21 protein-coding genes and 1 pseudogene are annotated in these 26,630 nt (G+C 71.3%); 13 read left to right on the forward strand and 9 right to left on the reverse strand.

Annotation, left to right across the window (positions count from 1 at the left end; translation table 11 throughout):
• Positions 1 to 581: 581 nt before the first annotated feature.
• Positions 582 to 3,134: a glycoside hydrolase family 3 protein gene (locus ACT2CW_RS40880; RefSeq protein ID WP_445520254.1), complete on the reverse strand. Its 2,553-nt coding sequence runs from the start codon at positions 3,132 to 3,134 to the stop codon at positions 582 to 584.
• 122 nt (positions 3,135 to 3,256) lie between these two features.
• Between ACT2CW_RS40880 and ACT2CW_RS40885 the strand changes: the two genes are divergently transcribed.
• Positions 3,257 to 3,862, forward strand: coding sequence for a TetR/AcrR family transcriptional regulator (locus ACT2CW_RS40885; RefSeq protein WP_138915846.1), 606 nt, complete (start codon positions 3,257 to 3,259; stop codon positions 3,860 to 3,862).
• A gap of 34 nt (positions 3,863 to 3,896) precedes the next feature.
• On the opposite strand, the gene ACT2CW_RS40890 is transcribed toward ACT2CW_RS40885, so the two are convergent.
• Both ACT2CW_RS40890 and ACT2CW_RS40895 read right to left on the reverse strand, forming a co-directional pair.
• Complete coding sequence (locus tag ACT2CW_RS40890; protein ID WP_164428961.1) at positions 3,897 to 4,376, reverse strand: DUF6299 family protein; 480 nt, start codon at positions 4,374 to 4,376, stop codon at positions 3,897 to 3,899.
• Positions 4,377 to 4,619: 243 nt separating this feature from the next.
• The gene (locus tag ACT2CW_RS40895) at positions 4,620 to 5,843 is read right to left on the reverse strand and encodes an MFS transporter (protein WP_445520255.1); all 1,224 of its coding nucleotides are present in this window, start codon (positions 5,841 to 5,843) and stop codon (positions 4,620 to 4,622) included.
• Positions 5,844 to 5,986: 143 nt separating this feature from the next.
• Between ACT2CW_RS40895 and ACT2CW_RS40900 the strand changes: the two genes are divergently transcribed.
• The 9 genes from ACT2CW_RS40900 (at position 5,987) to ACT2CW_RS40940 (ending at position 17,085) form a co-directional block, all read left to right on the forward strand.
• The gene (locus ACT2CW_RS40900) at positions 5,987 to 6,964 is read left to right on the forward strand and encodes an ArsR family transcriptional regulator (protein ID WP_445520256.1); all 978 of its coding nucleotides are present in this window, start codon (positions 5,987 to 5,989) and stop codon (positions 6,962 to 6,964) included.
• Between the two features lie 205 nt (positions 6,965 to 7,169).
• Positions 7,170 to 8,330 (forward strand): mandelate racemase/muconate lactonizing enzyme family protein, encoded by a 1,161-nt coding sequence (locus ACT2CW_RS40905; protein ID WP_445520257.1) that lies wholly within the window; start codon positions 7,170 to 7,172, stop codon positions 8,328 to 8,330.
• Positions 8,327 to 9,358 (forward strand): zinc-dependent alcohol dehydrogenase, encoded by a 1,032-nt coding sequence (locus ACT2CW_RS40910; RefSeq protein ID WP_445520258.1) that lies wholly within the window; start codon positions 8,327 to 8,329, stop codon positions 9,356 to 9,358. The genes ACT2CW_RS40905 and ACT2CW_RS40910 overlap by 4 nt, the downstream gene beginning before the upstream one ends.
• 214 nt (positions 9,359 to 9,572) lie before the next feature.
• Complete coding sequence (locus ACT2CW_RS40915; protein WP_138915840.1) at positions 9,573 to 10,562, forward strand: hypothetical protein; 990 nt, start codon at positions 9,573 to 9,575, stop codon at positions 10,560 to 10,562.
• 33 nt (positions 10,563 to 10,595) lie between these two features.
• The gene (gene chvE / locus ACT2CW_RS40920; RefSeq protein ID WP_164428968.1) at positions 10,596 to 11,705 is read left to right on the forward strand and encodes a multiple monosaccharide ABC transporter substrate-binding protein; all 1,110 of its coding nucleotides are present in this window, start codon (positions 10,596 to 10,598) and stop codon (positions 11,703 to 11,705) included.
• Between the two features lie 14 nt (positions 11,706 to 11,719).
• Positions 11,720 to 13,282 carry a multiple monosaccharide ABC transporter ATP-binding protein gene (gene mmsA, locus ACT2CW_RS40925; protein WP_037959473.1) on the forward strand — a complete coding sequence of 521 codons (1,563 nt, stop codon included), beginning with the start codon at positions 11,720 to 11,722 and terminating at the stop codon, positions 13,280 to 13,282.
• Positions 13,279 to 14,511 (forward strand): multiple monosaccharide ABC transporter permease, encoded by a 1,233-nt coding sequence (gene mmsB / locus ACT2CW_RS40930; protein ID WP_037959470.1) that lies wholly within the window; start codon positions 13,279 to 13,281, stop codon positions 14,509 to 14,511. The genes mmsA and mmsB overlap by 4 nt, the downstream gene beginning before the upstream one ends.
• A 43-nt stretch (positions 14,512 to 14,554) precedes the next feature.
• Positions 14,555 to 15,724 (forward strand): aldose epimerase family protein, encoded by a 1,170-nt coding sequence (locus ACT2CW_RS40935; RefSeq protein ID WP_445520259.1) that lies wholly within the window; start codon positions 14,555 to 14,557, stop codon positions 15,722 to 15,724.
• 95 nt (positions 15,725 to 15,819) lie between these two features.
• Positions 15,820 to 17,085 (forward strand): pyroglutamyl peptidase, encoded by a 1,266-nt coding sequence (locus ACT2CW_RS40940; RefSeq protein ID WP_445520260.1) that lies wholly within the window; start codon positions 15,820 to 15,822, stop codon positions 17,083 to 17,085.
• Here ACT2CW_RS40940 and ACT2CW_RS40945 read toward each other — a convergent pair.
• From ACT2CW_RS40945 to ACT2CW_RS40955, 3 genes and pseudogenes are all read right to left on the reverse strand, one after another.
• On the reverse strand, positions 17,057 to 17,521 hold the full coding sequence (locus tag ACT2CW_RS40945; protein ID WP_445520261.1) for an NUDIX hydrolase: 465 nt from the start codon (positions 17,519 to 17,521) through the stop codon (positions 17,057 to 17,059). The two genes, ACT2CW_RS40940 and ACT2CW_RS40945, sit on opposite strands and share 29 nt — an antisense overlap.
• 20 nt (positions 17,522 to 17,541) lie before the next feature.
• Positions 17,542 to 18,357: an EI24 domain-containing protein gene (locus tag ACT2CW_RS40950; protein ID WP_445520262.1), complete on the reverse strand. Its 816-nt coding sequence runs from the start codon at positions 18,355 to 18,357 to the stop codon at positions 17,542 to 17,544.
• Between the two features lie 52 nt (positions 18,358 to 18,409).
• Positions 18,410 to 19,303 (reverse strand): annotated as a pseudogene (locus ACT2CW_RS40955) (jacalin-like lectin); the annotation flags it as partial.
• 94 nt (positions 19,304 to 19,397) lie between these two features.
• Between ACT2CW_RS40955 and ACT2CW_RS40960 the strand changes: the two are divergent.
• Positions 19,398 to 21,113 carry a PHP domain-containing protein gene (locus ACT2CW_RS40960; protein ID WP_445520263.1) on the forward strand — a complete coding sequence of 572 codons (1,716 nt, stop codon included), beginning with the start codon at positions 19,398 to 19,400 and terminating at the stop codon, positions 21,111 to 21,113.
• A 29-nt stretch (positions 21,114 to 21,142) separates the two neighbouring features.
• On the opposite strand, the gene ACT2CW_RS40965 is transcribed toward ACT2CW_RS40960, so the two are convergent.
• Entirely contained in the window at positions 21,143 to 22,243 is a 1,101-nt protein-coding gene (locus ACT2CW_RS40965; protein ID WP_445520264.1) for a pectate lyase family protein, read from the reverse strand.
• A gap of 327 nt (positions 22,244 to 22,570) precedes the next feature.
• Here ACT2CW_RS40965 and ACT2CW_RS40970 point away from each other — a divergent pair, with 327 nt between their 5' ends.
• The gene (locus ACT2CW_RS40970) at positions 22,571 to 23,347 is read left to right on the forward strand and encodes an intradiol ring-cleavage dioxygenase (RefSeq protein WP_445520265.1); all 777 of its coding nucleotides are present in this window, start codon (positions 22,571 to 22,573) and stop codon (positions 23,345 to 23,347) included.
• Between the two features lie 77 nt (positions 23,348 to 23,424).
• Here the strand turns inward: ACT2CW_RS40970 and arfA are convergent, their stop codons facing one another.
• The gene (arfA, locus tag ACT2CW_RS40975; protein ID WP_445520266.1) at positions 23,425 to 24,933 is read right to left on the reverse strand and encodes an arabinosylfuranosidase ArfA; all 1,509 of its coding nucleotides are present in this window, start codon (positions 24,931 to 24,933) and stop codon (positions 23,425 to 23,427) included.
• Between the two features lie 469 nt (positions 24,934 to 25,402).
• Between arfA and ACT2CW_RS40980 the strand changes: the two genes are divergently transcribed.
• Positions 25,403 to 25,633 (forward strand): e9imm peptide, encoded by a 231-nt coding sequence (locus ACT2CW_RS40980; RefSeq protein ID WP_445516656.1) that lies wholly within the window; start codon positions 25,403 to 25,405, stop codon positions 25,631 to 25,633.
• A gap of 9 nt (positions 25,634 to 25,642) precedes the next feature.
• Here ACT2CW_RS40980 and ACT2CW_RS40985 read toward each other — a convergent pair.
• Positions 25,643 to 26,574 (reverse strand): IS5 family transposase gene (locus ACT2CW_RS40985; protein WP_445516655.1). Its coding sequence is split into 2 segments (ribosomal slippage): positions 25,643 to 26,194 and positions 26,197 to 26,574, totalling 930 coding nucleotides; the frame shifts between segments, so codons are not numbered across the junction.
• Positions 26,575 to 26,630: the final 56 nt, after the last annotated feature.

Raw genomic sequence — 26,630 nt, forward strand, 5'->3', positions numbered from 1 at the left:
CCCCCGGCTCCCGACCAAGGCCCGGAAGCCGGGCGCGGGACGCGGGCCCCCTCCCTTCATGCGGCTCCGCCGCCCGGCAGGGCCTGCACCCCTGGCCCCCGGGCGCAGGGGCGCAGGCCCGCTGGGGCGCACCACGGTCCTCCGGCGTCTGAGGTCCAGCCCCGACCCTCCGAGGTCCGAGGCCTGGGGCACAGCCCCGGCCCCCAGGGGCCTGGAGTGCAGCCCCCGCCCCCGGCGTCTGGGGTGCAGCCCCTGCCCCCCGGGATCTGGGGTACAGCCCTTGCCCCCGGGGTCTGGGTGCAGCCTCTGCCCTCCGAGGTCTGGCGCGCAGCCCTGGCCCCCAGGATCTGGGGTACAGCCCCGACCCCCGGGGCCTGGGGCGCAGCCCGGCCCCCAGGATCTGGGGTACAGCCCCGCCCCCCGGGGCCTGGGGCGCAGCCCCGGTGCTCTGGGGGGCGGGGCGGAGCCCCAGGTTCGGGAAGGGGCGGGGAGGGGGACAGCCCGCCGCAGGCGGCGCGGATCGTCGGGCGCACTCTGGCTGGTGGACGCGAGCGGCCTCGGCGCGTGTCGGGCGGCGTGGCTCAGGGTGTCGGCTGCACGGGCACCGGGGCCGACAGGCGGCGGTCGGCTACGCTGCGGCCCGCCTCCGCCGCGTAAGTGCCCGGGATCAGGCGCCAGGCGCCCTTCGTCTCGTCCCAGATCTCCGCCGCCCGGCGGGGCACGGGGATGGCCGCCTCGGCCGTCTCCCCCGGGGCCGCGCCCACCGAGGCGAAGCCCGCCAGGCGCCGGACCGGGCGGTCCACCCCGTCGTTCTCCGGCACGGTGAGGTAGAGCTGCACGACCTCACGCCCCGCCCTGGCACCCGTATTGCGGACCCGCACGGTCACCGTGCCCAGCGCCTCGCCGTCCCGCCCCGCGGGCGTGAAGTCCAGCGCCTCGTACGCCCAGTCCGTGTAGCCGAGGCCATGCCCGAACCAGTACGCCGGAGCGATCCCCTCCCGCCGCTCCCACGCGCGGTAGCCGATGAACACACCCTCGTCGTAGACCAGCCGGCCCTCGCTGGGCGTGACCGTACTGACCGGGGCGTCCTCGAGCCGCTGGGGCCAGGTCGTGGGCAGGCGGCCGCCGGGCTCCTCCGCGCCCAGCAGGACGTCGGCGAGCGCGGCCCCCGCCTCCTGGCCCGGGAACCAGCTCAGCAGCACCGCGGCGACCTCGTCCCGCCAGGCCATCTCGACCGGTGAGCCCGCGTTGACCACCACCACGGTGGGGGTGCCGGTGGCGGCGACCCGGCGCACCAGCTCGTCCTGACGGCCCGGCAGCCGCAGATGCCCGCGGTCGAACCCCTCGCTCTCGACCCGCTCGGTGGTGGCGACCACCACCACGGCCGCCTCGGCCGCCGAGGCCGCGGCGACGGCCTCCTGGATCAGCTCCTCGGCGTCCCGCTCCGGGGCCCGGTGCAGCAGGCTGAAGCAGACGGCGTCCAGAAGGGCGTCCTCGGGCCGGGCCACCGCGCAGACGAGGCTGACCTCCACCGGTTCGCCCGCCGTGAGCTCCACCTGGCCCCGGGACACCGGCGAGCCCATGAACGCCTCGAAGGGGTCGCCGACGTCCGCCGGGTGCTCGTCCCCCTCGAAGAGCACCTTGCCGCCCACGGCCAGCCGGAGGCCGCCCAGCCCCCTGGTGCCGAAGGAGTGGGCGCCGCTCTCGCGCGGGGTGAAGGTGCCGACGGTCTCGACGCTGTGCAGCTCCTCGAAGCTCACCCCGTCGGGGAAGTCGCTGATCCACTGCACCTGCCCACTGGCCAGCCGGGACTCGCCGAGCACCCGCCCATCGGCGGCCCGGACCACGGCGCGCAGCTCGAACCCCTGGGCGGCGGGGGTGAGTTCATCGGTGGGGTCGGCCCCCACGGCGTAGCTGAGCTCGACGCCCGGCGGGAGGGCGGCCCGCAGCCCGTCGAGCGGTGAGACCACATGGTCGGGGAAGACCACCGCCGAGCCACCGCCCAGCACCCGGGCGTCGCGCGCCGCGGCGCCGATCAGGGCCAGCGACCGCACCCCGCCGGGGGCGCCGGGGTCGAGCGGCAGCACGGCTTCCCGGCCGCCCGCGCCCTCGTTCCGCAGCAGCACGAAGGACCGCCGGGCGATCTCGCGGGCCAGCGCGTCCCCGTCGATCGGGCCGGGCCGGCCGGCGGGGGCGACGGCGGGGGCCGCGCCATCCAGGACGCCGACCCGGGCGGCCAGGGTGAGCAGCCGCCGCACCGCCTCGTCCAGCTCCGCCTCGCTCACCCGGCCGTCGCGCACCGCGGCGGCCAGCGCCTCGCCGTAGACGGTCCGCGGGCCGGGCATCGCGACATCGAGCCCGCCCTTGAGCCCCCGCACGGTGTCACGGGCCGCCAGCCAGTCGGAGACGATGAAGCCGTCGAAGCCCCATTCGCCGCGCAGCACGCCCTGCTGGAGCTCGCGGTGCTCGGTCATGGTCGAGCCGTTGACCCCGTTGTAGGCGGCCATGACGCCCCAGGGGCGGGCGTTCTTGACGATGGCCTCGAAGGGCGCGAGATACAGCTCGCGCAGCGCCCGCGCGGCGATCCGGTTGTCGACGGTGAAGCGCTCGGTCTCGGCGTCGTTGGCCACGAAGTGCTTGACGGTGGTGCCCACCCCGCCGTCCTGCACACCCGTCACATAGCCGGTGCCGATCTCGCCGGTGAGATACGGATCCTCGCTGTACGCCTCGAAGTGGCGGCCGCCCAGCGGGGAGCGGTGCAGATTGACCGTGGGCGCGAGCAGCACATGGACGCCCTTGCGCCGCGCCTCCTGCGCGAGCAGCCGCCCCGCCCGCCGGGCGAGCCCCGGGTCCCAGGTCGCGGCGAGCGCGGTGGGGCTGGGCAGGGCGATGGAGGGGTCGTCCGCGGTCCAGTGGACGCCGCGGACGCCGATCGGGCCGTCCGACATCACCAGGGAGCGCAGCCCGATCTCCGGCACGGCGGGCAGGCTCCACATGTCCTGCCCGGACAGCAGCCGCGCCTTGGTGTCCAGATCCAGCAGGCCGAGGGCCTTCTCCACGGCCTCGGCCGTGCCGCCCCCGTTGCCCTCGCCGCCCTCATCGGGCTCGCCGCCCTCGCCGATCGCGTCCGCCATCGCTCGCCCCTCCCGGTGCGGGTCCCGTCCGGTCCTCGTCCGGGGCCATCGTGGACCCGAGAACCTGTCAGCAGGTAGGTACCGTTATCGACTCGTTATCAAACATGCTCTACGGTACGAGCATGGAGAGGGCGACCGAGCGCGGTACCAGACGTGGTGAGGAACGACGGGCGGAGATCGTCCGCCGCGCGCTCGAAGTGATCGCCGAGCGCGGTTACCGGGGCGCGACCCTCGGCGCGGTCGCCGAGCGGGTGGGCCTCACCCAACAGGGGCTGCTCCACTACTTCCCCACCAAGGACTCGCTCCTCATCGCCGTGCTCGAGGAGCGCGACCAGTGGGACACCGGCTCCGCGCGGCGCGACGGAGGGCACATATGGCCGCTGGACCTGCTGGCCTCGCTGGTGGACTACAACGCGATGCGCCCCGGGGTCGTCCAGACCTTCTCCGCGCTCCTCGGCGAGAGCGTCACCGACGACCACCCCGCGCGCGGCTTCTTCACCCAGCGCTATGACAAGGTGCGCGCCGACATGGCGGCCATCCTGCGCGGCGAGTTCGGCGACCGGCTCCCCGGCGGGCTCACCCCGGAGGCCGCCGCGCCGCTGCTGGTGGCGGTGATGGACGGGCTCCAGTTCCAGTGGCTGCACGACCGGGACGCGGTGGACATGCCCGCGCTCTTCCGGGCCTTCGTCTCCCTGCTGGGGCAGGGAGACGAAGCGGCCAAGGGGTGACGGCCGTACGGGCGGACCGTCTCGTGACGGTGGCTCAGTGGTCGCCGCCCACCAGCCTGACCCCCCGCTCGATCCCGGCCACGTTCCTCGGCAGCGGCACGAAGGAGTCACCGGCGTCGAACCTCAACAACGTCACCTCGGCGTCCGCCGGTCCCGGTTCGTACCGCCCCACGTCCACCGCGTCGATCAGCCAGCGGTGCCGCAGTCCGTCGCAGACCGCGTCATAGCCGCCGAGGCCGTGGCGCTCCCGGCCCTGGGTGAGGGTGACGAGCACGCTCGCCCGCGTGTACTCCGCCCCTTCCCGGACGCAGCGGTAGCTGCCGTACAGCGTGACGGATCCGTCCGGGGTGACGTCCCCGGTGCGGTCGATGGTCAGATCGTCGGTCCAGGGCAGGGGCAGACGCGGCCGGTCGGGCCAGTCGTGCCCGGCGGGCGCGGAGGGTGCGGCGTGGGCGGCCGGTGCCGCCAAGAGAAGAACGGTAAGGGCGCCGAGGGCGCGGCGGCGGTTGCGCATGGACGTACGTACCTCCAGGGGCGGGAGTTCAGTTGCCCGTACAGCTACCGGGCGCCCGAACCCGTCCGGGGGAACCTCACCCCCGCGCGGCGTGTCCGGCACCGCTCAACGGGTGGCCGCCGGGCGCCCGGTTGACCCCACGGCCCCGCGACCGGTGGCCCCGGTGGCGCCCTTACGGTGCTCGCCAACGCCCTTATGGTGCTCGCCCGCACCCTTACGGTGCTCACCGCGCCCTTACGGTGCTCACTCCCGGACCGCCTCCCCGGCCGTCCCCTCGGACGAGGCCACTCGGCGCGGGCGTGCCGCCGTCGGATCGCCCCGCAAACCCGGGGCCAGGGCCAGGGTGACGGCCACGGAGACCGCCGCCAGCGTGGCCATCGCCACCGCCGGTGAGGTGCGCTGGGCCAGCGCGCCCGCGAGGGCGGCGGACACGCCCTGCATGGTGAGCATGCCGGAGGAGTGCAGCCCCAGGGCCTGGCCGCTCATCTCGTCCGGCGTCAGCGCCATCAGCCGCTGCTGGAGCGCCAGCGTGGCCGAGAAGCCGATCGAGGCGAAGGCGACGGCGGCCAGCGCGAGCGGCAGCGGCGGACGCAGCGCGAAGACCAGATACGGCGCGGCGAGCAGCAGCCGCAGGGGCGCCGCGAGCCGCTCCCGCCGGTGCGGCGGCAGCAGCCGCCCGGTGAGGAGGTCCCCGGTCAGCATGCCGAGGGAGCCCACGGCGAAGAGCAGCCCGGCGTGCCGGGGCGCGTAGGGCACGAAGAGGGACTCACAGCCGACGATCAGCCCATTGGGCACCCAGAGCGCGTAGTAGACATGGCGGCGGGGCGCCGAGGACCACAGCCGGGCGTTGACCCGCCATGTCTCGGCGACCGAGGGCCGGCCGGCGGCCCGCGCCGGACGCCCGCTCAGGCCGAACCGGGCGGTGGCCCCGGCCAGCGCGTACAGCACGGCGGCGGTGAGCAGGGTGCCGCGCGCCGAGAGGGCGGTCAGGAGGAGGCCACCGGCCGCGTATCCGCCGATCTGCATGGTGCCGCCCGACATGTTGAGCACCGAACGGCCCAGCAGATAGCCGTCCTTGGGCAGGATCTCGGTGAGCAGCCCGTAGCGGACGGCCCCGCCGAGGGAGGCCGCCGCGCCCAGCCCGAACACGATGGCGAGGACGGCCGCCACGGGCAGCCCGGGGAGGGCCAGCGCGGCGGTCCCCAGGGCGAAGAGCGCCGACAGCCCGGCCAGCGCTGCACGCGGCGGCAGCCGGTCGGCCGCCGACAGCAGCGCCAGCGCGCCCGCCACCTGGGCGAGCGAGGGGCCGAACATGCTGAGCGCGGAGAGCAGCGGTGAGCCGGTCGCGGCGTAGACCAGGGTGCCGAGGGCGAGGCCGCTCGCCGTCGAGGCGGCCACCTGGGTGGCGGAGACCAGGAACAGCGGGGTGAACTCCGGGGCCCGGAACACTTCTCGATAAGTGCGCATGGCCTTCAGGCTCGGGAGTCGCCGCGCGGCGGCGTTAATGTTTCGCGCGGACGCGAAACGACGCGGAACGACGCCGGAAGACGCGGGACGACACGCGACGACGCGCGACCACGGGGTGGCGGCGGGGCGGCGACGGAGGGCCGATGGGGCTGTGGCTGGTGGACGCGGACACGCTCGCGGGCGGCCGGTTCGTCCGCTCCGCCCTGGCCGAGACCACCGCCGCCCTGATCACCCTGGAGCGGGCGACCGCCGCGCACCCGGGCGAGCGGGCCTGGCTGGACACCCATCTGCCCGCCTACCGGGCGCGGTTGGCCGACGACCCGGTGACCGCGCTGCTCGTACGGGCCGCGCTCGGCCGGACCTGGCTCGCGGACTTCCTCACCCAGGCGCCGCCCGGCGAGGGCGAGCCGTCCTTCGAGGAGGAGCTGGCCCGGATCCGTACGACGGACCCCGCCGCCGCCCGCTCCGACCTCACGGTCTCCCTGGGCCGCACCCCGCTCCCGCCCGCGCTGCGCCGCGACGATCTGCCGGGGCTCCTCGCGGAGCTGCTGGAGTGGGTGTGGACGGAGGCCGTACGGCCCACCTGGCCGCGCCGCCGCCGGATCATCGAGGCCGATGTGGTGGCACGCACCGGCCAGGTCAGCCAGGGCGGCTGGGCGGCCGTCCTGGACGGCATGCGGCCGGGGATGCGCTGGCTGGGCGGCAGCCGGCTCCAGATCAACGCCCACGACAATCCGCCCCGCGCGGTCCACGGCGCCCAGCTGCTCTTCGTCCCCGTCACGCCCGCCACCGGATGGGTCTCCTGGGACGTGCCGCACCGCTACGCCGTGGTCTACCCGTGCGCCGGCGCCCTCGCCGGGTCCGACCAGCGACCGGCCGCCGACCCCCTCGCCCGCCTGCTCGGCCCGGCCCGCGCGAGCGTCCTGCTGCTCCTCGACACCCCGAAGAGCACCACCCACCTGGTGGCCCTCACCGGCCAGACCCTGGGCTCGGTCGGCCGCCATCTGCGCGTCCTGCGCGAGGCCCGCCTGGTCCGCAGGCGCCGGGCGGGACGTTCGGTTCTGTACGACCGGACGACGGCGGGCGAGATCCTGGTGAAGGCGCAGCACAGCGGCGGGTAGCGCGGCCGTCGTAACGAACATCCCGATAGGTATGTCGTCCGGTGAGATGATCGGTCATGATGGTTCTTGATCGGTCATGATGGCTTGTCACGTTCGAACGTCATTCGACGCACAACCATTGACACCCCTGACGGGCGCTTACTACCGTCACGTCAACATTTCGAACGAGTGACGAAATATCGAACATCGCGAAGGGTCGATTGCTGTGCGCATCACCGGTATCAGTACGCATGTCGTCGGCACCCCGTGGCGCAATCTCACCTATGTGCAGGTCCATACGGACGAGGGGATCACCGGCGTCGGCGAGACCCGCATGCTCGGGCGGACCGATGCGCTGCTGGGCTATCTGCGTGAGGCCGAGGCCAATCACCTGGCCGGGTCGGACCCCTTCGCCGTGGAGGACCTGGTCCGGCGGATGAAGTACGGCGACTACGGCCGGGCGGGCGAGATCGTGATGTCCGGCATCGCCTGCGTGGAGATGGCCTGCTGGGACATCAAGGGCAAGGCGCTCGGGGTGCCCGTCTGGCAGCTGCTCGGCGGAAAGGTGACGGACCGGGTCAAGGCGTACGCCAACGGCTGGTACACCGTGGAGCGCACGCCCGAGGCGTTCCACAAGGCGGCCTCCACGGTGGTCGAGCGCGGCTACCGGGCGCTGAAGCTGGACCCCTTCGGCACCGGCCACTTCGAGCTGGACCACGCCGAGACCCTGCACTCGCTCTCCCTCGTGGAGGCCGTACGGGACGCGATCGGCCCGGAGACCGAGCTGCTGGTGGAGATGCACGGGCGGTTCAGCCCGGCGACGGCCGTAAGGATCGCGGGCGAGCTGGAGCGCTTCCACCCGTCGTGGCTGGAGGAGCCGGTGCCGCCGGAGAACCTCAAGGCGCTCGCGAAGGTCGCGGAGAAGACCCGGCTGCCGATCGCCACGGGCGAGCGCATCCACGACCGGATCGAGTTCCGCGAGCTCTTCGAGTCACAGGCCGCCGACATCATCCAGCCCGACGTCGGCCACATCGGCGGCATCGGCGAGACCCGCAAGCTGGCCGCCACGGCCGAGACCCACTATGTGCTGATCGCCCCGCACAACGTGGGCGGCTCGGTACTGACCGCCGCGTCGCTCCAGGTCGCCGGCTGCACCCCGAACTTCAAGATCCTCGAGCACTTCAACGACTTCGCCGACGCGGAGATCAAGAAGGTGGTCAAGGGCGCCCCGCAGGTCGTGGACGGCTACTTCCAGCTCTCCCACGAGCCCGGTCTCGGCGTGGAGCTTGACACCGACGCGGCGGCCGAATTCCCCCAGCAGCAGGCCCACTTCGACCTGTGGGCCGAGGGCTGGGAGAAGCGGGACCCGAAGGGCGGACGGCAGTGACCGCGCTCGTCCTCGACGCCCCCGGCGCGTTCCGTCTCGTCGAGACCGGCACCGCCGCCGAAGCGGCCGCGCCCGCCCCCGGTGACGCGCGGGTGCGGGTGCACGCCTCCGGGATCTGCGGCAGCGACCGCGAGCTGTACCAGGGCAACCGGCCCGAGGGATACGTCCGCTACCCCGTCGTCCCCGGCCATGAGTGGTCCGGGACGGTCGAGGCGGTCGGCGCGGGCGTCCCGGAGGCGCTCGTCGGCCGTAAGGTCGTCGGCGAGGGGTTCCGCAACTGCCAGGTGTGCGACCGCTGCCACACCGGGGACACCACCTTGTGCACGGCCGGGTACGAGGAGACCGGCTTCACCCAGCCCGGGGCGATGGCCGACACCCTGGCCCTGCCGGCCCGGCTGCTGCACCCGCTGTCCGACGACGCCGACCTGGGCGCGGCCGCCCTGCTGGAGCCCGCCGCGTGCATCGCAGCCGCCGCGCTCAAGGCCGGGGCCCGGCCCGGTGAGCGGGTCGCGGTGGTCGGCACCGGCACGCTCGGCATGATCGCCGTGCAGTTCCTCGCCGCCGTCTCCCCCGCGCGGCTGCTGGTGGTGGGCACCCGCCGGGACCGGGAGCAGCTGTCGCTGTCGTTCGGCGGCACCGAGTTCCGCACCCGGGACCAGCTGTCCGACCAGCTCTCGGGCTATGACGTGGTGATCGAGACCGCCGGCTCCGCCTCCGCCGCCCGCACCTCCGCCTCCCTGCTGCGCCGGGGCGGCCGGCTGGTACTCACCGGCATCCCGGCGGTGGGCGCGGAGGGTCTTGACCCCACCGATCTGGTGGTCCGCCAGATCGAGGTGCAGACCGTCTTCGGGGCCCCGCCCGCCGCCTGGTCGCACGCCGTACGGGTCTTCGACGCGGGGCTGCTGAGCCTGCGGCCGCTGATCACCCATGAGCTGCCGCTGACCGACTTCGCCTCGGCGATCGAGCTGGTCGGCAGCGGTGATCCGGCCGTCGGCAAGGTGCTGCTGCGTCCGCAGGGCCTCGACTAGAGCGTAAGTGAGACCTCGCTGTGCAAAACCGCGCCGTGTCAAGCCTCCCGCCCCCGACTCCAGTCGTCCCACCAGCCTTCGGGGCCCGACTCCAGTCGTCCCACCAGTCCTCCCGACCGTCTCTAGTCATCACCCCAGCCCCACCCGGACAACGATGTCCTGGGCAGCACCAGCCGGACGCCGAACCACCGGCCATCACTCCACAGGGAGCACCGTGACCGCCGCCTCACCCGCCTCTTCCGGCCCCCGCCGCCCCGCCGACGCGGCCCTCGCGTCGCTCGGCCACGCCGCGCCCGCCCCCGACCCCGCCGACACCTCCGCGCACACCTTCCCCGACGGCGGCACCTGGCGCACCGAGATCCCCTCCGTCGAGGGCCCGGAGGCGCTGGCCACCGTGTTCAAGGAGGCCGGGCGGCTGGATGTGCCGATCCACCGGATCAGCCAGGGCAGCGGCGTCTGGATGCTCACCGATGCCGAGATCACCGAGATGGTGGAGTCCTGCGCCGAGCGGAACGCCGAGCTGTGCCTGTTCACCGGCCCCCGCGGCACCTGGGACATCGGCGCCGCCACCCGCTCCGACTCCGGCGGCGGGGGGCTGCGCGCCCGTGGCCATGACGCGGTGGCCGGTTGTGTGGAGGACGCGCTGCGCGCGGTCTCGCTGGGCGTGAAGTGCCTGCTGGTGGCCGACGAGGGCGTGCTGTGGCTGCTCAACCGGCTGCGGGCGCGCGGCGAGCTGCCCGCGGACACCACCTTCAAGCTGTCCGCGCTGGTCGGCCCGGTCAACCCGGCCTCCTTCGCGGTGTACGAGCAGCTCGGGGCCGACTCCATCAACATCCCCTCGGACCTGACGCTGGAGCACCTCACCGAGATCCGCCGGGTCTCCCGCGCCCCGATGGACTTCTACGTCGAGGCCCCGGACGACCTCGGCGGCTATGTACGGATCTACGACGCGGCGGAGCTGATCCGGCGCGGCGCCCCCATCTATCTGAAGTTCGGGCTCAGCAAATCCCCGGGGATCTACCCGTACGGCGCCCAGCTGCGCGACGTGGCGCTGGGCAGCGCCCGTGAGCGGGTGCGCCGTGGACGGCTCGTGCTCGACCTGCTCACCCGGCTGGGCGCGGACGGCGGGATGTCCCCGCTCGGCTCCCGGCTGCCGGGTCCGCTGCGGCGTTTCACCGCCGACGCGGACCTCCCCAGTTCCTGAAGCAATGACGCCCCAGGGAAGGACCCCAACACCATGCGCACGGTAAGAGGAGCACGAGCCGCGGCGATAGGCGCCGGCCTCCTCGCGCTCTCGCTGACCGCCACGGCCTGTGGCCAGGAGGCGGTCGGCGGCAGCCGGTACAAGCCCAAGGAAAAGGGAGGCACGATCGGCATCGCGATGCCGACGAAGTCCTCCGAGCGGTGGATCACCGACGGCCGCAATGTGGCCAAGCAGTTCCAGGCGGCGGGCTACAAGACGGACTTGCAGTTCGGCGAGGACGACGTCCGCACCCAGGTGGCCCAGCTCGAAAACATGATCACCAAGGGCCACCGGCTGCTGGTGATCGCGCCGATCAACGGCGGGGCGCTCAACGACGTCCTGAAGCAGGCCCATGACGCCAACATTCCGGTGATCTCCTACGACCGGCTGCTGCTGGGCACGCCGAACGTCGACTACTACGCGACCTTCGACAACGAGAAGGTCGGCAGGCTCCAGGGCCAGTACATCGTCGACAAGCTGGGGCTGGCCAAGGGCCGCAAGGGCCCGTTCAACATCGAGCTGTTCGCCGGCTCGTCGGACGACAACAACACCGGGTACTTCTACAAGGGCGCCATGAGCGTGCTCAAGCCGTACATGGACAAGGGTGAGCTGATCGTCCGCTCCAAGCAGAAGAGCCTCAACCAGCTCTACACCGAGAAGTGGAGCGGAAGCGCGGCGCAGGACCGCATGGAGGACCTGCTCAACAAGTCGTACAGCACCGAGGACGTCGACGCCGTCCTCTCGCCGTACGACGGCATGTCCATCGGCATCCTCTCGGCGCTCAAGAGCGCCGGCTACGGCACGAAGGCCAAGCCGTTCCCGGTGGTGACCGGCCAGGACGCGGAGCTGGCCTCCGTGAAGTCCATCATCCGGGGCCAGCAGACGCAGACCATCTACAAGGACCTGCGCAAGCTGGCGAAGGCGACCGTGCGGATAGCCAAGGCGGAGCTGACCGGCGGCAAGGCCCCGATCAACGACACCAAGTCGTACGACAACGGCAAGAAGGTCGTGCCGACCTATCTGCTCAACCCGGTCAGCATCGACAAGTCCAACACCCAGGTGCTGGTGGACCAGGGTTACTACACCGCGTCGCAGCTCAAGTAGGGCGGGTCCGGGCTATGAGCACCATTCTCGAACTGCGCTCCATCACCAAGACCTTCCCCGGTGTCAAGGCGCTCTCCGATGTCAACCTCCGCGTACACCAGGGCGAGATCCATGCCCTGTGCGGGGAGAACGGCGCCGGCAAGTCCACCCTGATGAAGGTGGTCAGCGGCGTCCATCCGCACGGCAGCTACGACGGCGAGATCCTCTTCGAGGGCCGGCCGTGCGCGTTCAAGGACATCCGCGCGAGCGAACAGCGCGGCATCGTCATCATCCATCAGGAACTGGCCCTGATCCCCTACCTGTCCATCGCCGAGAACATCTTCCTCGGCAATGAGCACGCCAGGCACGGTCTCATCTCCTGGAACGAGACCCTGAAGCACGCCACCGCGCTGCTGAAGCGGGTGGGTCTGACGGATTCCCCGCAGACCCGGATCGCCGACATCGGCGTGGGCAAGCAGCAGCTTGTGGAGATCGCCAAGGCGCTCTCCAAGGAGGTGAAGCTGCTCATCCTCGACGAGCCGACCGCGGCGCTGAACGACGAGGACAGCGGCAAACTCCTGGATCTGCTGCTGGAGTTCAAGGCCCAGGGCATCTCCTCGATCATCATCTCCCACAAGCTGAACGAGATCCGCAAGGTCGCCGACTCCGTCACCATCCTGCGCGACGGCCAGACCATCGAGACCCTGTCGGTCCGGAAGACCCCGGAGTCCGAACCGGAGGTCTCCGAGGACCGCATCATCCGCGGCATGGTCGGCCGCGACCTCGACCACCGCTTCCCCGACCGCACCCCGTACGAGGGCGAGGACGCCTCCGAGGTGGCCCTGGCCGTCGAGGACTGGACCGTCCACCACCCCATCGACCAGCAGCGCAAGGTTGTGGACGGGGTGTCGCTGAACGTCCGGCGCGGGGAGATCGTGGGCATCGCCGGGCTGATGGGCGCGGGCCGCACCGAGCTGGCGATGAGCGTGTTCGGCCGGACCTACGGCCGTTACGCGGGCGGCCGGGTCTTCCGCGACGGTCAGGAGGTCCGCACCCGTACCGTGCCGGAGGCCATCGACCACGGCATCGCGTACGTCACCGAGGACCGCAAGCACTACGGGCTGAACCTCGAGGACACCATCAGCCGCAACGTCTCGCTCTCCTCGCTGACCAAGGTGGCGCGCCGCGGTCTGGTCAACGAGCACGAGGAGTCCCGGGTCGCCGAGCGGTTCCGCAAGACGATGAACATCAAGGCACCCACGGTCTTCGAGCGGGTCGGCCGGCTCAGCGGCGGCAACCAGCAGAAGGTCGTGCTCAGTAAGTGGATCTTCGCAGGTCCGGAGGTGCTGATCCTCGACGAGCCGACCCGCGGCATCGACGTCGGGGCCAAGTACGAGATCTACACGGTCATCAACGATCTGGCGGCCCAGGGCAAGGCCGTCATCTTCATCTCCTCCGAGCTGGGCGAGCTGCTGGGGATGTGCGACCGGATCTACACGATGGCGGCCGGGCGGCTGACCGGGGAGGTCCCCCGGGACGAGGCGAACCAGGAAGTCCTGATGCGCCATATGACAAGGGACAGAGGAGACGAAGGATGAGCACGGCCACCCAGAAGACCGAGAGCCCGGCCCCACCGCCGGCCGAGGGCTCGCCCAGCGTCGGGACGTTGCTGCTCCAGGGCCTGCGGTCCAATATGCGGCAGTACGGAATGCTGGTCGCGCTCGCCCTGATCATCGTCATCTTCCAGATCTGGTCCGACGACATCCTGCTGCGGCCCGGCAACGTCACCAGCCTGGTGCAGCAGAATGGCTACATCCTCATCCTCGCGATCGGCATGATGATCGTGATCATCGCGGGGCATATCGATCTCTCGGTCGGATCGCTCGTCGCCTTCGTCGGCGCGGCCGCCGGCGCGATGATGATCAAACACGATATGCCGTGGGGCCTCGCGGTCGTCCTCTGCCTGCTCATCGGCGCGGCCGCGGGTGCGTGGCAGGGCTTCTGGATCGCGTACATCGGCATCCCCTCCTTCATCGTCACCCTGGCCGGAATGCTGGCCTTCCGCGGCGGCACCCAGATCCTGCTGGACGGTCAGTCCCTGTCGCCGTTCCCCGACGGCTTCGAGAAGCTGAGCACCGGCTTCATCCCGGAGATGGGCCCGTACACGCAGTACCACAACCCCACCATGGTGATCGGCCTCATCGTCTGCGCCGCCGCCGTCTGGCAGGAGTGGCGGGGCAGGCAGCAGCGGGCGGCCTATGAGCTTGACGTGGCGCCGCTGGGGCTGTTCTTCGTCAAGTGCGCCGCGATCGTCGCCGCCGTGATGGCCTTCACCATGACGCTGTCCAGCTGGCACGGCGCGCCGTACGGGCTGCTGATCCTCGCCGGTCTCTTCGTGATCTTCAGCTTCGTGATGCGCAACACCGTCATCGGGCGCCATGTGTACGCCCTCGGCGGCAACCAGCCGGCGGCCAAGCTGTCGGGCGTCCGGGACAAGCGCGTCACCTTCCTGGTCTTCGTCAACATGGGTGTGCTCGCCGCCCTCGCCGGTCTGGTCTTCGCCGCCCGGCTGGGCTCCGCCACCCCCAGTGCGGGCCTCAACTTCGAGCTCGAGGCCATCGCCGCCGCGTTCATCGGCGGCGCCTCGGCCAGCGGCGGTGTGGGCACGGTGCTCGGCGCGATCATCGGTGGTCTGGTGCTCGGCGTGCTCAACAACGGTATGTCGCTGGTCGGCATCGGTACCGACTACCAGCAGGTGATCAAGGGTCTGGTGCTGCTGGCCGCGGTCGGCTTCGATGTCTGGAACAAGCGCAAGGTCGGGTCGTAACCCATCAGCTGTCCCTCAAGGATCTAGCCTTATGGAGCCGCATATGACCACGAGCAGACGCACGGTGATCACGGCGGCGGCGGCCGGACTGGCGGCCTCGGCCGTCACGACCGGCGCCGCCCACGCAGCCGGCGGAGGGAACTCCGCGGGCAAGGGAGGCGCGGTGAAGGAGCATTTCGGCACGCTCGCGGACGGCACCGAGGTCGACCGCTGGACGATCGAGAACGGCCGCACCCGGCTGCGCGTGCTCAGCTACGGCGGCATCGTCCAGGCCCTGGAGATCCCCGACCGCCACGGCCGCCGCGCCAATGTGTCGCTCGGCTTCGACGACCTGGACTCCTATGTGGCGGACAGCCCGTACTTCGGCGCCCTCATCGGCCGCTACGGCAACCGCATCGCCCGCGGCACCTTCACGCTGGACGGCAAGAAGTACCAGCTGCCGATCAACGACGGGCCGAACAGCCTGCACGGCGGCGACAAGGGCTTCGACAAGCACGTCTGGTCCGTGGAGCCGTTCCGCAAGGGCGCGGACGTGGGGCTCACCCTCCGCCGGGTGAGCCCCGACGGCGAGATGGGCTACCCCGGCACGCTCACCGTGCGCGTGGACTACACGCTCACCGCGGCGGGCGACTTCCGCATCGACTACGAGGCCACGACCGACAAGGCGACGGTCGTCAACCTCACCAACCACACGTACTACAACCTGGCCGGGGAGGGCGGCGGCTCCATCTACGACCACCGTCTGGAGATCGCCGCCAGCCGCTACACCCCGGTCGACAAGACCCTCATCCCCACCGGCGAGCTCGCCAAGGTGGCCGGGACCCCGTTCGACTTCCGCCGCGCCAAGGAGATCGGCCGGGACATCCGGGAGGCGCACCAGCAGGTGCTCTACGGGCAGGGAATCGACCACAACTTCGTGCTGGACAAGGGCATCACCAGCCGTCCGGAGCACTTCCTGACGGTGACCGAGCCGGAGTCCGGCCGGGTGATGCGGATCGCCACGACCGAGCCCGGTGTGCAGTTCTACACCGGCAACTTCCTGACCGGCACGTTCGCGGGCACCTCGGGGCGGGTCTACCGGCAGGGCGACGCCTTCGCCCTGGAGACCCAGCACTTCCCGGACTCGCCGAACCAGCCGTCGTTCCCCTCGACGGTGCTGCGTCCGGGGCAGACGTACCGGTCGACGACGGTGCACTCGTTCTCGACCCGCTGACCTCCGCTCTCCTCCTCCCGCCCCGCATCCGTGCGGGGCGGGAGGTTCGTCGTTTCCGCCCGCCGCCTTCCGCCGCCCTTCCGAGAGGACTTCGCATGAGACCGATACGCACCTTGGTCGCCGTGGCCGCCGTCTCCCTGGCCCTCGCCACCCCCGCCGTGGCCGCACCGGACACCACTGCCGCCCCCACCATCGAGGAGCAGCGGCTCGACAAGGCCGCGCCCCAGGAGATCCTGCGCCGCAGCGGGTTCGACGACGTGGCACCGGACTTCGCCCGCGCCCTGGCGGGTACGCACTCGGCCGCCGAGGCCGAGCGGGTGATCGCCCGCGAAGGCGGGCAGCTGTGGAAGCGTGCCGTGGACCGCGTACAGGGCCGGGGGCCCGCGGGCGGGGACCTCAGCCGGGACGACGACCGGCCGCTGTACTGGGCGCGGCTCGGGATGACCCGCGCGCTCGGCCAGTGGCAGCCGGGCTTCCCGCTCACCGACGCCCGCCGCGCCGCGCTCCTGGACACGCTGGAGCGCACCTCACGGGGACAGGACTCGCTCGACCTCCCGGCCGATAAGGCTGGTACGAACATCAAGCGCATCGTGGTCACCGGCTTCGACCCGTTCCAGCTGGACGCCGATGTCCGCCGCTCCAACCCCTCCGGCGCGGCGGCGCTCGCGCTGGACGGGACGACGATCCGTACGGACAGCGGCCCGGCCCGCGTCGAGACGGCCGTCTTCCCGGTCCGCTGGGCGGACTTCGCGGACGGCACGGTCGAGCGGACGCTGCTGCCCGCCTTCCGGTCGGGCCCGCGCCGGGTGGACGCGTTTATGACGGTGAGCCAGGGCCGGGTGGGCCGGTTCGACGTCGAGCGCACCAACGGCGCCTGGCGGGGCGGCTATCCGGACAACGCGAACGTCTCCCGTACCGAGACCGTGCCCATCCCGGCCGGTGTGCCGACCCCGCACCCGCAGCCGCAGTGGACGACCACGACCCTCCCCTACGAGCGGATCGTCGCGGCGAACACCGGCCCGGTCCCCGTCTACGACCACACCGAGGTCACCGAGATCCCGGCGGGCGGCACCACCCCCGTGGTCCGCCCGGACGGCCCGACCCCCGGCTCGACGGCCCGCGCGGGCGGTGGCGGCGACTACCTCTCCAACGAGATCGCCTACCGCGCCACCCTGCTGCGCGACGCGCTCGGCCTGAAGGCCCCGGGCGGCCATCTCCACACCCCGGTCCTCCAGTTCGGCCCGGGCAACACCGACCCCGCCACGGGCCAGGTCACCGACCCGGACTTCGTCCACAACCGCGAGGCCATCACCGCCCAGGTCCGCTCGATCCTCACCGTGGTCGCGGCCACGACCCGTTGACGCCCCGGGCCTCACGCTCAGCGAGCAGCAGAGCCAAGGGCCCGGCCGGAAGCAGAAAGCGGCCCTGCGCGACCGCGTCGCCCATCGACCACCACGAAAGCTTGAAGCCCCGTTCGGTAGGGGTGAGTTCCTGAGGCCCGACGGTCAGCCGTCGGGCCTCGAAAAGATGCACGCGAGCCGTGGAGCCAAGGGTCATCGCGTACGACCCCAGCGAACGCCACGTCTCGGCCGTGACCCCCGCCTCCTCCCGCAGCTCCCGCCGCGCACACTCTTCCGCCGTTTCCCCCGCCTCCCTGCGCCCGCCGGGCAGGAACAGGTACTCACCGCCATGGCGGGGGAACTCCGCGTTCAACACGGCCACCAGCCCATCGACGTCGCAGGCCACCACGACGGAGGCGTCGCGGACCAGCCCATGGCCCTGCATGTCGTCGCTCATGGTCGCTCGCGGGTCCGCCGCTACGACCCGCCGTTGGCGCCGTTGAAGGCGCCCGCCTCGCCCGCCGCCGTTTCGCCGCGCGGGGGCGCGGGCTCCTCGTCCTCGCCCGTGAGGTCGCGTACGAGCAGTGTCGCGCCCGCGACCGCGCCCGGCATCAGGAAGACGGCCACCAGCGGGATCAGGAAGAGGACGGACAGCGGGACGCCGTAGCCGAGGGAGAGCAGGCGGCGGGAGCGGAGCAGGCGGCGGCGCTCCTTCAGGAGGATGCCGCGGCGCAGCAGGGCGATCGACGTCAGCTCCTCGGTGAGGAAGAAGGCGGTCACGCAGAAGGCCAGGACGGGGATCACGGTCTGGCCGACCCCGGGGATGAAGCCGAGCGCGAAGAACAGCACGCTCCAGAGGGTGACGCGGATGAGCAGCGCGATGGCCTCGCGCAGGCCGATCCACAGCTCCGCCCAGGTGGACAGCCCGGACTCGGGCACCGCGCCGCCCTCGGAGCGGTCGACCGCCTCGGAGAGCGACTCGTAGAAGGGCTGGCCGACCAGCAGCGTCACCGCCGTGAACGTGATGATGGCGAGGAAGAGACAGGTGGCGGCGAAGAGGATCGAGAGCGCGCCGCGGAAGACGGCGAGCCAGGGTGAGGACCAGTCGTCGGCGAAGGGCGTGGCCCATGCGATGACGTCATCGGTCCAGAAGAAGAGGGCGACGAGGGCCGCCGCGTAGCCGACGAGGGTGATCAGGGCGGGAATCATCCCGAACCCCCACCATCTCCCGTGCCGGGCCGCCCAGCGTTGCCCCTTCATCAGATAACCGAAGCCATTCACAAGATCACGCATGGGCCGAAGCCTACTGGCCTAGCGTGGCGCGATATGAACGCCGGGTTTATCGCATCTGCCAGGTGAAGTCGACGGTGTGCGGATAGTGGTCGGACAGCGGTTTGCCGTCGGCGTCGAGGAAGGCCGTGTGCGCGTTGTGGTAGCGGGTGGCGGCGAGGGAGAGCCCGGGGCCGGAGCGGTAGAGGACCTTGTCCACGACCTCGCAGGTGTCGGTGACGTGGTCCGGGTCGCAGACGAGGGCGTCGGATCCGGCGGGCGGGGCCGAGCCGCCGCGCACCAGGTCCACCCAGGCGTCGGTGAGGCCGTTGCGGGTGGCGAGGTCGCGGATGTTGTCGGCGGTGCGGGTGTAGCGGGTGTTGGTGTCGCCCATGACGAGCACCGCGTTGTCGGCGGAGTGGGCGGCGATGTAGTCGGAGAGCTGGGTGATGTTGGCGCGGCGGGCGGCCAGGTCGGCGTCCGTCGTCCCCGCGTTGGGGTGCAGGTTGTACAGGTCGAGGTAGGCGCCCTCGGCCAGCCGCACCCGGGCGAAGGTGAAGCCCTTCGGGGTGAGGCAGTCGGTGCCGTTGCACCGCTTCCACTTCACCCGCTGGAAGCCGTCGTACGGCAGGGCGGAGAGGGTGTTCAGACCGTCGCCGAAGACGGCGGGCCCACTGGTGGGGGTGCGGTACGGGTGGTCGTCACCGGCGTAGAGCGCGGCGTGGTAGTTGAAGTCCTCCTGGACGTTGACGATGTCGTACGCGCCGAGCCGGGGGGAGATCAGCGGGGTGTTCTTGGCGGGGTGGCTGGACGACAGGCCCTCGGGGAGCCCCGCCACGTTGTAGGTCAGGACGTTGAACGTGCCCGTCCCGGTATCCGCGACAGCGGGCATGGCGCCCGTGGTGATCGCGGTCGCGCACAGGGTGAGCGCCGCCGCGGCGGCGACGGCTAAGCGTCCGATGAGTCTCAAGGAGGTGTCCTCTCGGCTGATGAACCGCTGACGATGGGCTGTTGGGCCCGCGGTGTTCGGCTGGTGTTCAACCGCGTTGCCTACCTTCGCGCCTATGGCCCCCGGACATCACCACCCTCACGATGAACTCGCGGTGCACAGCCTTCCCCCGGCCCTCGACCTGTCCGTACGGGACGAGGAGCTGACCCCCGACCAGCTCTCCCGGCGCTCGATGCTGCGCCGCGCGGGGCTGCTGGGCGCGGGGCTCGGCGCCGTGACCGTGCTGGACGGCGGCACCGCGCAAGCCGTCGCGGCGAACGGCGCGGCGACGCCCGGCTCCCAGCACGGCGGAGGCTATCTCTGGCTGGCCGGGGACCACCACATCCACACCCAGTACAGCAACGACGGCAAGTACCGGGTCATCGACCAGGTGCGGCAGGGCGCCCGGCACGGCCTGGACTGGATGGTGATCACCGACCACGGGAACGTCACCCACGCCCGGATCGGGGTCGAGAAGGTCAACCCCGACATCCGCGAGGCGCGCGAGACCCACCGGGACGCGCTGGTCTTCCAGGGGCTGGAGTGGAACATCCCCGGCGCCGAGCACGGCACGGTCTTCGTCCACCCCGGCCGTGACGAGGTGGCGGTGCTCAAGGAGTTCGAGAACTCCTTCGACGGGTCGGTGAAGAACGCCGGGGACTCCACCCCGCGGAACGAGGCGCTGGCCATCGCCGGTCTTGACTTCCTCTCCGACGCGGTGCGCCGGCGGCGCGTCAGGGCCGCGCTGATGCTCGCCAACCACCCGGCCCGCAAGGGCCTGGACTCCCCGCACGAGATCCGGGGCTGGCGGGACGCCCAGCCGCATATCGCCGTGGGCATGGAGGGCGCGCCGGGCCACCAGGCCGCCGGGATCCCGGCCGCCGCGCACGGCCCGGGCGGTGCGCGCGGGCTGTACGAGAACGCCCCCGGGCCGCAGTCCTTCGCCGCCTACCCGGCCGAGTCGTACCGCACCTGGGGCGGCTTCGACTGGATGACGGCCACGGTGGGCGGGCTGTGGGACAGCCTGCTCAGCGAGGGCAAGCCGTGGTGGATCACCGCCAACTCCGACTCCCACAACGTCTACGCCGACACCGCGGCGCGCGGCCCCGGCAGCGACTACGAGACCAACGGGCGGCAGAACGACCCGGTGTACGGGGGCGGGCTCGACCTGGCGGAGAACGACTACTGGCCGGGCCAGTACAGCCGCACCCATGTGGGCGCCGAGGACTTCTCGTACGCCGCCGTCATGGACGGCATCCGGGCGGGCCGGGTGTGGGTGGACCACGGCGGGCTGATCAGCGGCCTGGACGCGCGGCTCAGCGGTGGCGGAAGCGGTGGAAGTGGCGGCCGGGGGCGTGCGGTCACCCTCGGCGGCACCCTGCACGTGGAGCGCGGCACCCGAGTACGGCTCGACGTGGACATCGCCCTGGCGAACGGCCCCAACTGGGCCGGATTCGTGCCCAAGTTGGCGCGGGTGGACGTCATCCAGGGCGAGGTCACGGGCGTGGCCGACGACCGTGACACCTTCGCGGCGCCGCGCACCCGAGTGGTGAAGTCGTACCAGATCGGCGGCGCGACGGACACGCACACGGTCCGGCTCTCCTACGACCTCGGCCCGGTGGACCGACCGCTGTACGTACGGCTGCGGGGCACGGACGGCAACCGGGTGGCGGTGGGCGCGCGGGGCGCGGCGGTGGATCCGCACGGCCCGGCCATGGATGTGCCGGGCGATGCGGACCCGTGGCGCGATCTGTGGTTCTACGCCAACCCCATGTGGGTGCTGCCCTCCTGACGACCGCCGGGGGCCGGTGCCGGCGCGTTTCAGAGCTTGCCCGTCCCCGCCTGGGCGGTGACGGTGGCCACGACGGTGGACGCCGGTTCCGCCGTGTACGCGTACGGCGGGGTGGTGAAGCTGCCCGTCCGGGAGATCTCGGTGGCCGCGCCGCCCAGGTCGTTGCCGCGCAGCACCGCATAGCCGTCGACATCGCTGTCCCGGCTGGTGGTGACGGCCACCTCGGTGTCGCGGAAGACGTTGTTCTCGACCAGCGTCTGCGCGCCCATCCGGGAGTGCACACCGGTTTCCGCGCCCTGGACGTAGTTGTCGTAGAAGTGGGCGGTGCCGAAGCGCAGGCTGGGGATGCGGGAGTACACGTTCGTGAACCAGTTGTGGTGGTACGTCACCTTGAGGTGGCCGGTGTCCTCGCTCGCGTTGTTGTCGCTGTGGCCGACCAGGCTGCCCTTGAAGTGGTCGGCGAACTTGTTCCAGGAGACGGTGATGTCGTCCGAGCCGTGGTTGATGTCCAGCAGACCGTCGTAGTAGTCCTTGTCGTGGTCGCGGTCGGCCGAGAAGGTGTTGTGGTCGATCCACACCTTGGTGGACTTCTGCACGGTGATGCCGTCGGACGGCTTCCGGGGCTTGCTGATGGCGAGGTTGCGGACGATGACGTTCGTCGACTCCTTCAGCCGCAGTCCGCCGCCGGTGAAGCCGGAGCCCGAACCCACGCCCAGCACGGTGGTGTTGGAGCCGATGTCCACCTGGCCGGTGAGGGAGATCAGCCCGGAGACCTTGACCACTTTGGCCTTGTCGCCGGTGACGGCGGCCTTGAAGGCGTCCAGGGAGGTCACAGTGGTGGCGGTGGCGTTCCCGCCGCCCGTGGTGCCGGCGCCGAAGCCGATGGGGGTGGTCTCGGCGGTGATGTGCGCGGCTTCGGAGCGCGTGGTGTCGGGACGTGTGCTTTCGGAGCGTGCGGAGTCGGCCGAGTCCGCGCCATGGGCGGAGACCGTGGAGAGGCCGCCGAGGGCGAGCGCCGCGGTGACGCCCGCGGCGACCGCGGTCAGCCGGCGCCGGTCGCGGGCGGTGACGCGGGTGACGTCAATGACATCGTCGTCGTCCGTGGTGTCGAGGTCGTGCGTCGAGCGCATGGGGGGAGTCCTCTCATTCGGAGGATCTCCACACGGGAGGGGTAATCGCTTGCGGGATGAGCGAGGGTGAGCGGCAAGCACGCTGATCACAAAGGCCGGTGGAGATCGCCAAAGGTTGCGGCTCTGACGGTGCGGGCCCTGGCGCCGGGCGATGTGGTCAGGATCGCCCCGGCGGACAGCGACCATCCCGGAAGACGCTAGTAAGCGCTTGTGGAGCTGTCAACACCCGTATGACGTAGGGGAGTTGGCCTTATCGGGAGTTGACGCGCGGGAACTTTGCCGAACCCACAGGCGTCCCACAGAAACCGCCTCTATCTTTTCGTGCTCATGACAGACTTATCCTCCGCCCCCATGGGGCGCCGAAGAGTACTGCTCGCCGGAAGCGCCGCCGCGGCGGCCATCGGGATCGGCGCGGGCACGGCCGTCACCCGCCCGGAGTCGGCCGCGGCGGCCGATACGGCCACCGGCACCCGCGACACCGCCGCCATCTGCACGCTCACCAAGGAGCTCACCGAGGGCCCGTACTACCTCGATCACGCCCTCGTACGAGCGAACGTCGCCGAGGACAAGAAGGGAGTCCCGCTCGAGCTCGTCCTCACCGTCGTGGACACCGCCACCTGCGCGCCCATCGACAAGGCGCTGGTGGAGATCTGGTACTGCGACGCGCTCGGCGAGTACTCCGGCTTCGTCGGCAACAACGGCCACCAGGAACCGGACAACGGCAGGTTCCTGCGCGGCGGCGTGCTGACCGGCACCGACGGGGTGGCCAAGCTGACCGGGATCTACCCCGGCTGGTACCGGGGCCGCTGCATCCACGTCCACCTCAAGGTGCACACGGGCGTCACGCTCACCCCGGACGGCTCCTTCACCGGCGGCAACGAGATCCACACCGGTCAGCTCTTCTTCGACGAGAAGATCACCGAGGCGGTGGCCAGGCTCTCCCCGTACTCCACCAACACCGTCCCCCGCACCCCCCTGTCCGCCGACGGCATCTACGGCAACGGCGGCACCGCCGCCGGGCTGCTCGCCGTGACGGCGCTGGGCAGCACGCCGTCCGCCGGCTACCGCGGCACGCTCACGGTCGGCGTCGACCCGGACGCCTGACCGGCCGCCGCACCCCGTCCCCCGTTCCGTCCACGCCCCGCCCGGCACCCCGGGCGGGGCCTTCCCGTCCGGGATGCTCAGGCCAGGCGGATGACGTTCCAGGACATCGGCTCCAGCGTCGTGCGCAGGGCGCCGTCCATGAGCTCCGTGCCCTCGCCGGGGTGCGGGGTGACGCGCTCGGGGTCGGTGAGGGTGTTACGGGCCTCGGGGTCGGCGTCGGCGAGGACGGTGTGCTCGACCACGCGGCTCACGGGGAGGGCGGGCAGGGCGATCTCCAGCGGAAGCGGCCGGTGCTGGTCGCGGTTGACCGCGAAGACCGTCACCGCGCCGGTGGACTCGTCGAGGACGGCGGTGGCGTGCAGCAGCGGCACCTCGCCGTAGCCGGCGGTCTCGTACGTCGGGCTGTCCACCTCGACCCGGAGCACCCGCCCGCGCCCGTGCGCCGACGCCTGCGCGAAGGGGTAGAAGGTGGTCTGCCGCCAGGCGGGGCCGCCCGGTTCCGTCATGATCGGGGCGATGACGTTGACCAGCTGGGCGAGGCAGGCGACGGTGACGCGGTCGGCGTGGCGGAGCAGGGCGATGAGCAGCGAGCCGACCACGACGGCGTCGGTGACGGAGTAGTGGTCCTCCAGGAGGCGCGGGGCCTCCTCCCAGTTGAGCGGTTCGGCGTTGTGGTAGTGGGTCTGGTACCAGACGTTCCACTCGTCGAAGGAGAGGTTGATCTTCTTCTTCGACTTCAGCCGGGCGCCGATGTGATCGCAGGTGGCGACGACGTTCTCGATGAAGGACTCCATGTCCACGGCCGAGGCGAGGAAGGAGTCGCGGTCGCCGTCGCGCTCCTCGTAGTAGGCGTGCAGGGAGATGTGGTCCACCAGGTCGTAGCTCTCCTGGAGGACCGTCGCCTCCCAGGTGGCGAACGTCGGCATCGACTGGTTGGAGCTGCCGCACGCCACCAGCTCCACGTCCGGATCGATCTGCCGCATCGCGCGGGCGGTCTCGGCGGCGAGCCGTCCGTACTCCTCGGCCGTCTTGTGGCCGGTCTGCCAGGGGCCGTCCATCTCATTGCCCAGACACCACAGCCGGATGCCGTACGGATCCTTGTCGCCGTGGCCGATCCGGAGGTCGGCGAGGGCGGTGCCGGAGGGGTGGTTGGCGTACTCCTGGAGCTCGAGCGCCTCGGCGACGCCGCGGGTGCCGAGGTTGAGCGCCATCATGGGCTCGCCGTCGACCTTGCGGACGAAGTCGATGTACTCGGAGAGCCCGAACCGGTTGGTCTCGGTGGACCGCCAAGCCAGATCGAGCCGGCGCGGCCGCTCCTCGACCGGCCCGACGCCGTCCTCCCACTTGTAGCCGGAGACGAAGTTGCCCCCCGGATACCGGATGACGGTGACACCCAACTCCCGGATCAGCGCGAGGACATCGGTGCGCAGCCCGGCCTCGTCGGCGGCCGGGTGGCCGGGCTCATGGATGCCGGTGTAGACGCAGCGTCCGAGGTGTTCGACGAACGAGCCGAAGAGGCGGGGGTTGACGTCGCCGACGGTGAAGGCGGGGTCGAGGGTGAACCGGGCGGAATCGGTCTGCGGCATGACGGCCCATCTCTTCGGGTGTCGCGGCTGCGCGTGTACGGGAGCACGCAAGCTGCCGCGGCTATTCGACATATCGACCAGCGCTCGTTTCTTCGAACGCGACCGTAAGATCTCGCCACAGCGTGCGTCAATGCCATCGGAGGCGCTGGGCCAGTCGGATCTCCGTGCGCGCGCGGCCGGTGTGGTGCTCAGCGGGTGTGGTGCTCAACCGGTGCGGCGCTCAGCGGGTGTGGCGCCTAAGCGCTCCGCGGGAAGTGCCCTGACCTGTCGTCGATCGTCCGCGGCGCCGTCGTGGCTGGTCGCCCACGCGGCGGAGCCGCATATCGACACAGCCGCGGCGGAGCCGCACATCGGCACAGCCCCGCGCCCCTTCGGGGCGCACCCGAACCGCACCGGACTTCAACGAGGCCGCTTAGGAGCTGTCCGGGCGATCACGCGTCCCGCTAGGGTGACCCGGTGGAGGGACTTGATGAGTGCTGTGGAGATGAGTCGCGTGGAGGCGGTCGCGCTCGTGCAGCGGATCATGCAAGCGGACTACGCCTCGGACGACGAGGTGGACGGCTGGCTGGATCGGCTCGACAGAGCGCTGGCATGCCCGTCCGGTCATGTCAGCGGCTTGATCTTCTGGCCACGGGAGCCGGAGCTTTCTGCTGATGAAGTAGTCGATCAGGCCCTGGCGTATCGGCCGATCGCTTTGTGAGGTCGCTGGTCAACTCCGAAGCCAGATAAGCAGAGCCGCGCTGGTTGTAGTGCCGAGGAAGACGTAGCCGCGCTTGTCATAGCGGGTGGCCACGGCTCGGTACTGCTTCAGTCTGTTGATCGCTCGTTCGACGGTGTTGCGCTTCTTGTAGCGCTCTTCGTCGAAACCGGGTGGCCGTCCGCCATGTGAGCCTTTGCCCAGGCGGGCGGACCGGCTGTCGGTCTTCTCCGGGATCGTGTGCCGGATGCCTCGGCGCCGCAGGTATGCGCGGCACGGGCCGTTGCTGTATCCCTTGTCGGCCGCAATGCTGTCGGGCTTCGTGCGGGGCCGGCCCGGACCGACCCGCGGAACGCGGATCTTTGCCAGCACCGTCTGGAACTGGGTGCAGTCCGCCCGTTGCCCCGGCGTGATGAACAGGGACAATGGACGGCACCGGCCGTCGGCGCTCAGGTGGAGTTTGCTGGTGAACCCGCCCCGCGAGCGGCCCAGTCCCTCACCTCCTGCACCACCTCCGCCAGCCGGGCGAGCAGGCTCTGCCACGGCGTTTCGCCCTGGTGTTCTGCCGTCTCGGCCCCCTTTGATGCAAGTGTCGGCGGCGGTTCGGTCCGGGCACCGGCCGCGTGCTGGTGGGCCCGCACGATGGTGGAGTCCACCGAAATGTCCCAGTCGATCTCGCCCGCGGCATCGGCAGCGGCCTGGACCTGTTGCAGCAGGCGCTCCCACGTGCCGTCGGCCGACCACAGCCGGTGGCGTTCATAGACGGTCTTCCACGGCCCGAAACGCTCGGGAAGATCCCGCCAGTGCACCCCGGTCCGCACCCGGTGCAGAATCCCGTCGATCACCTGCCGGTGATCCCGCCACCGGCCACAACGCCTATTGCTCACCGGCAGGAACGGCCGCAACCGTTCCCACTCCGCATCCGTCAGATCACCCCGCCCCATGCACACAACAACGACTCAGGCACAGGGCAGTCACATGATCGCCCGGACAGCTCCTA

The organism is Streptomyces sp. NEAU-174, from assembly GCF_052665095.1.

Bases quoted from the DNA above. Each gene is read 5' to 3' on its own strand.
- ACT2CW_RS40945 (WP_445520261.1), bottom strand. From the start codon at position 17,521: ATGAGCGACGACATGCAGGGCCATGGGCTGGTCCGCGACGCCTCCGTC.
- ACT2CW_RS40950 (WP_445520262.1), bottom strand. From the start codon at position 18,357: ATGCGTGATCTTGTGAATGGCTTCGGTTATCTGATGAAGGGGCAACGC.
- ACT2CW_RS40970 (WP_445520265.1), top strand. From the start codon at position 22,571: ATGACAGACTTATCCTCCGCCCCCATGGGGCGCCGAAGAGTACTGCTC.
- ACT2CW_RS40965 (WP_445520264.1), bottom strand. From the start codon at position 22,243: ATGCGCTCGACGCACGACCTCGACACCACGGACGACGACGATGTCATT.
- ACT2CW_RS40890 (WP_164428961.1), bottom strand. From the start codon at position 4,376: ATGCGCAACCGCCGCCGCGCCCTCGGCGCCCTTACCGTTCTTCTCTTG.
- ACT2CW_RS40895 (WP_445520255.1), bottom strand. From the start codon at position 5,843: ATGCGCACTTATCGAGAAGTGTTCCGGGCCCCGGAGTTCACCCCGCTG.
- ACT2CW_RS40940 (WP_445520260.1), top strand. From the start codon at position 15,820: ATGAGACCGATACGCACCTTGGTCGCCGTGGCCGCCGTCTCCCTGGCC.
- ACT2CW_RS40885 (WP_138915846.1), top strand. From the start codon at position 3,257: ATGGAGAGGGCGACCGAGCGCGGTACCAGACGTGGTGAGGAACGACGG.
- ACT2CW_RS40980 (WP_445516656.1), top strand. From the start codon at position 25,403: ATGAGTGCTGTGGAGATGAGTCGCGTGGAGGCGGTCGCGCTCGTGCAG.
- ACT2CW_RS40935 (WP_445520259.1), top strand. From the start codon at position 14,555: ATGACCACGAGCAGACGCACGGTGATCACGGCGGCGGCGGCCGGACTG.
- ACT2CW_RS40880 (WP_445520254.1), bottom strand. From the start codon at position 3,134: ATGGCGGACGCGATCGGCGAGGGCGGCGAGCCCGATGAGGGCGGCGAG.
- ACT2CW_RS40900 (WP_445520256.1), top strand. From the start codon at position 5,987: ATGGGGCTGTGGCTGGTGGACGCGGACACGCTCGCGGGCGGCCGGTTC.
- arfA (WP_445520266.1), bottom strand. From the start codon at position 24,933: ATGCCGCAGACCGATTCCGCCCGGTTCACCCTCGACCCCGCCTTCACC.
- ACT2CW_RS40960 (WP_445520263.1), top strand. From the start codon at position 19,398: ATGGCCCCCGGACATCACCACCCTCACGATGAACTCGCGGTGCACAGC.
- chvE (WP_164428968.1), top strand. From the start codon at position 10,596: ATGCGCACGGTAAGAGGAGCACGAGCCGCGGCGATAGGCGCCGGCCTC.
- mmsB (WP_037959470.1), top strand. From the start codon at position 13,279: ATGAGCACGGCCACCCAGAAGACCGAGAGCCCGGCCCCACCGCCGGCC.
- mmsA (WP_037959473.1), top strand. From the start codon at position 11,720: ATGAGCACCATTCTCGAACTGCGCTCCATCACCAAGACCTTCCCCGGT.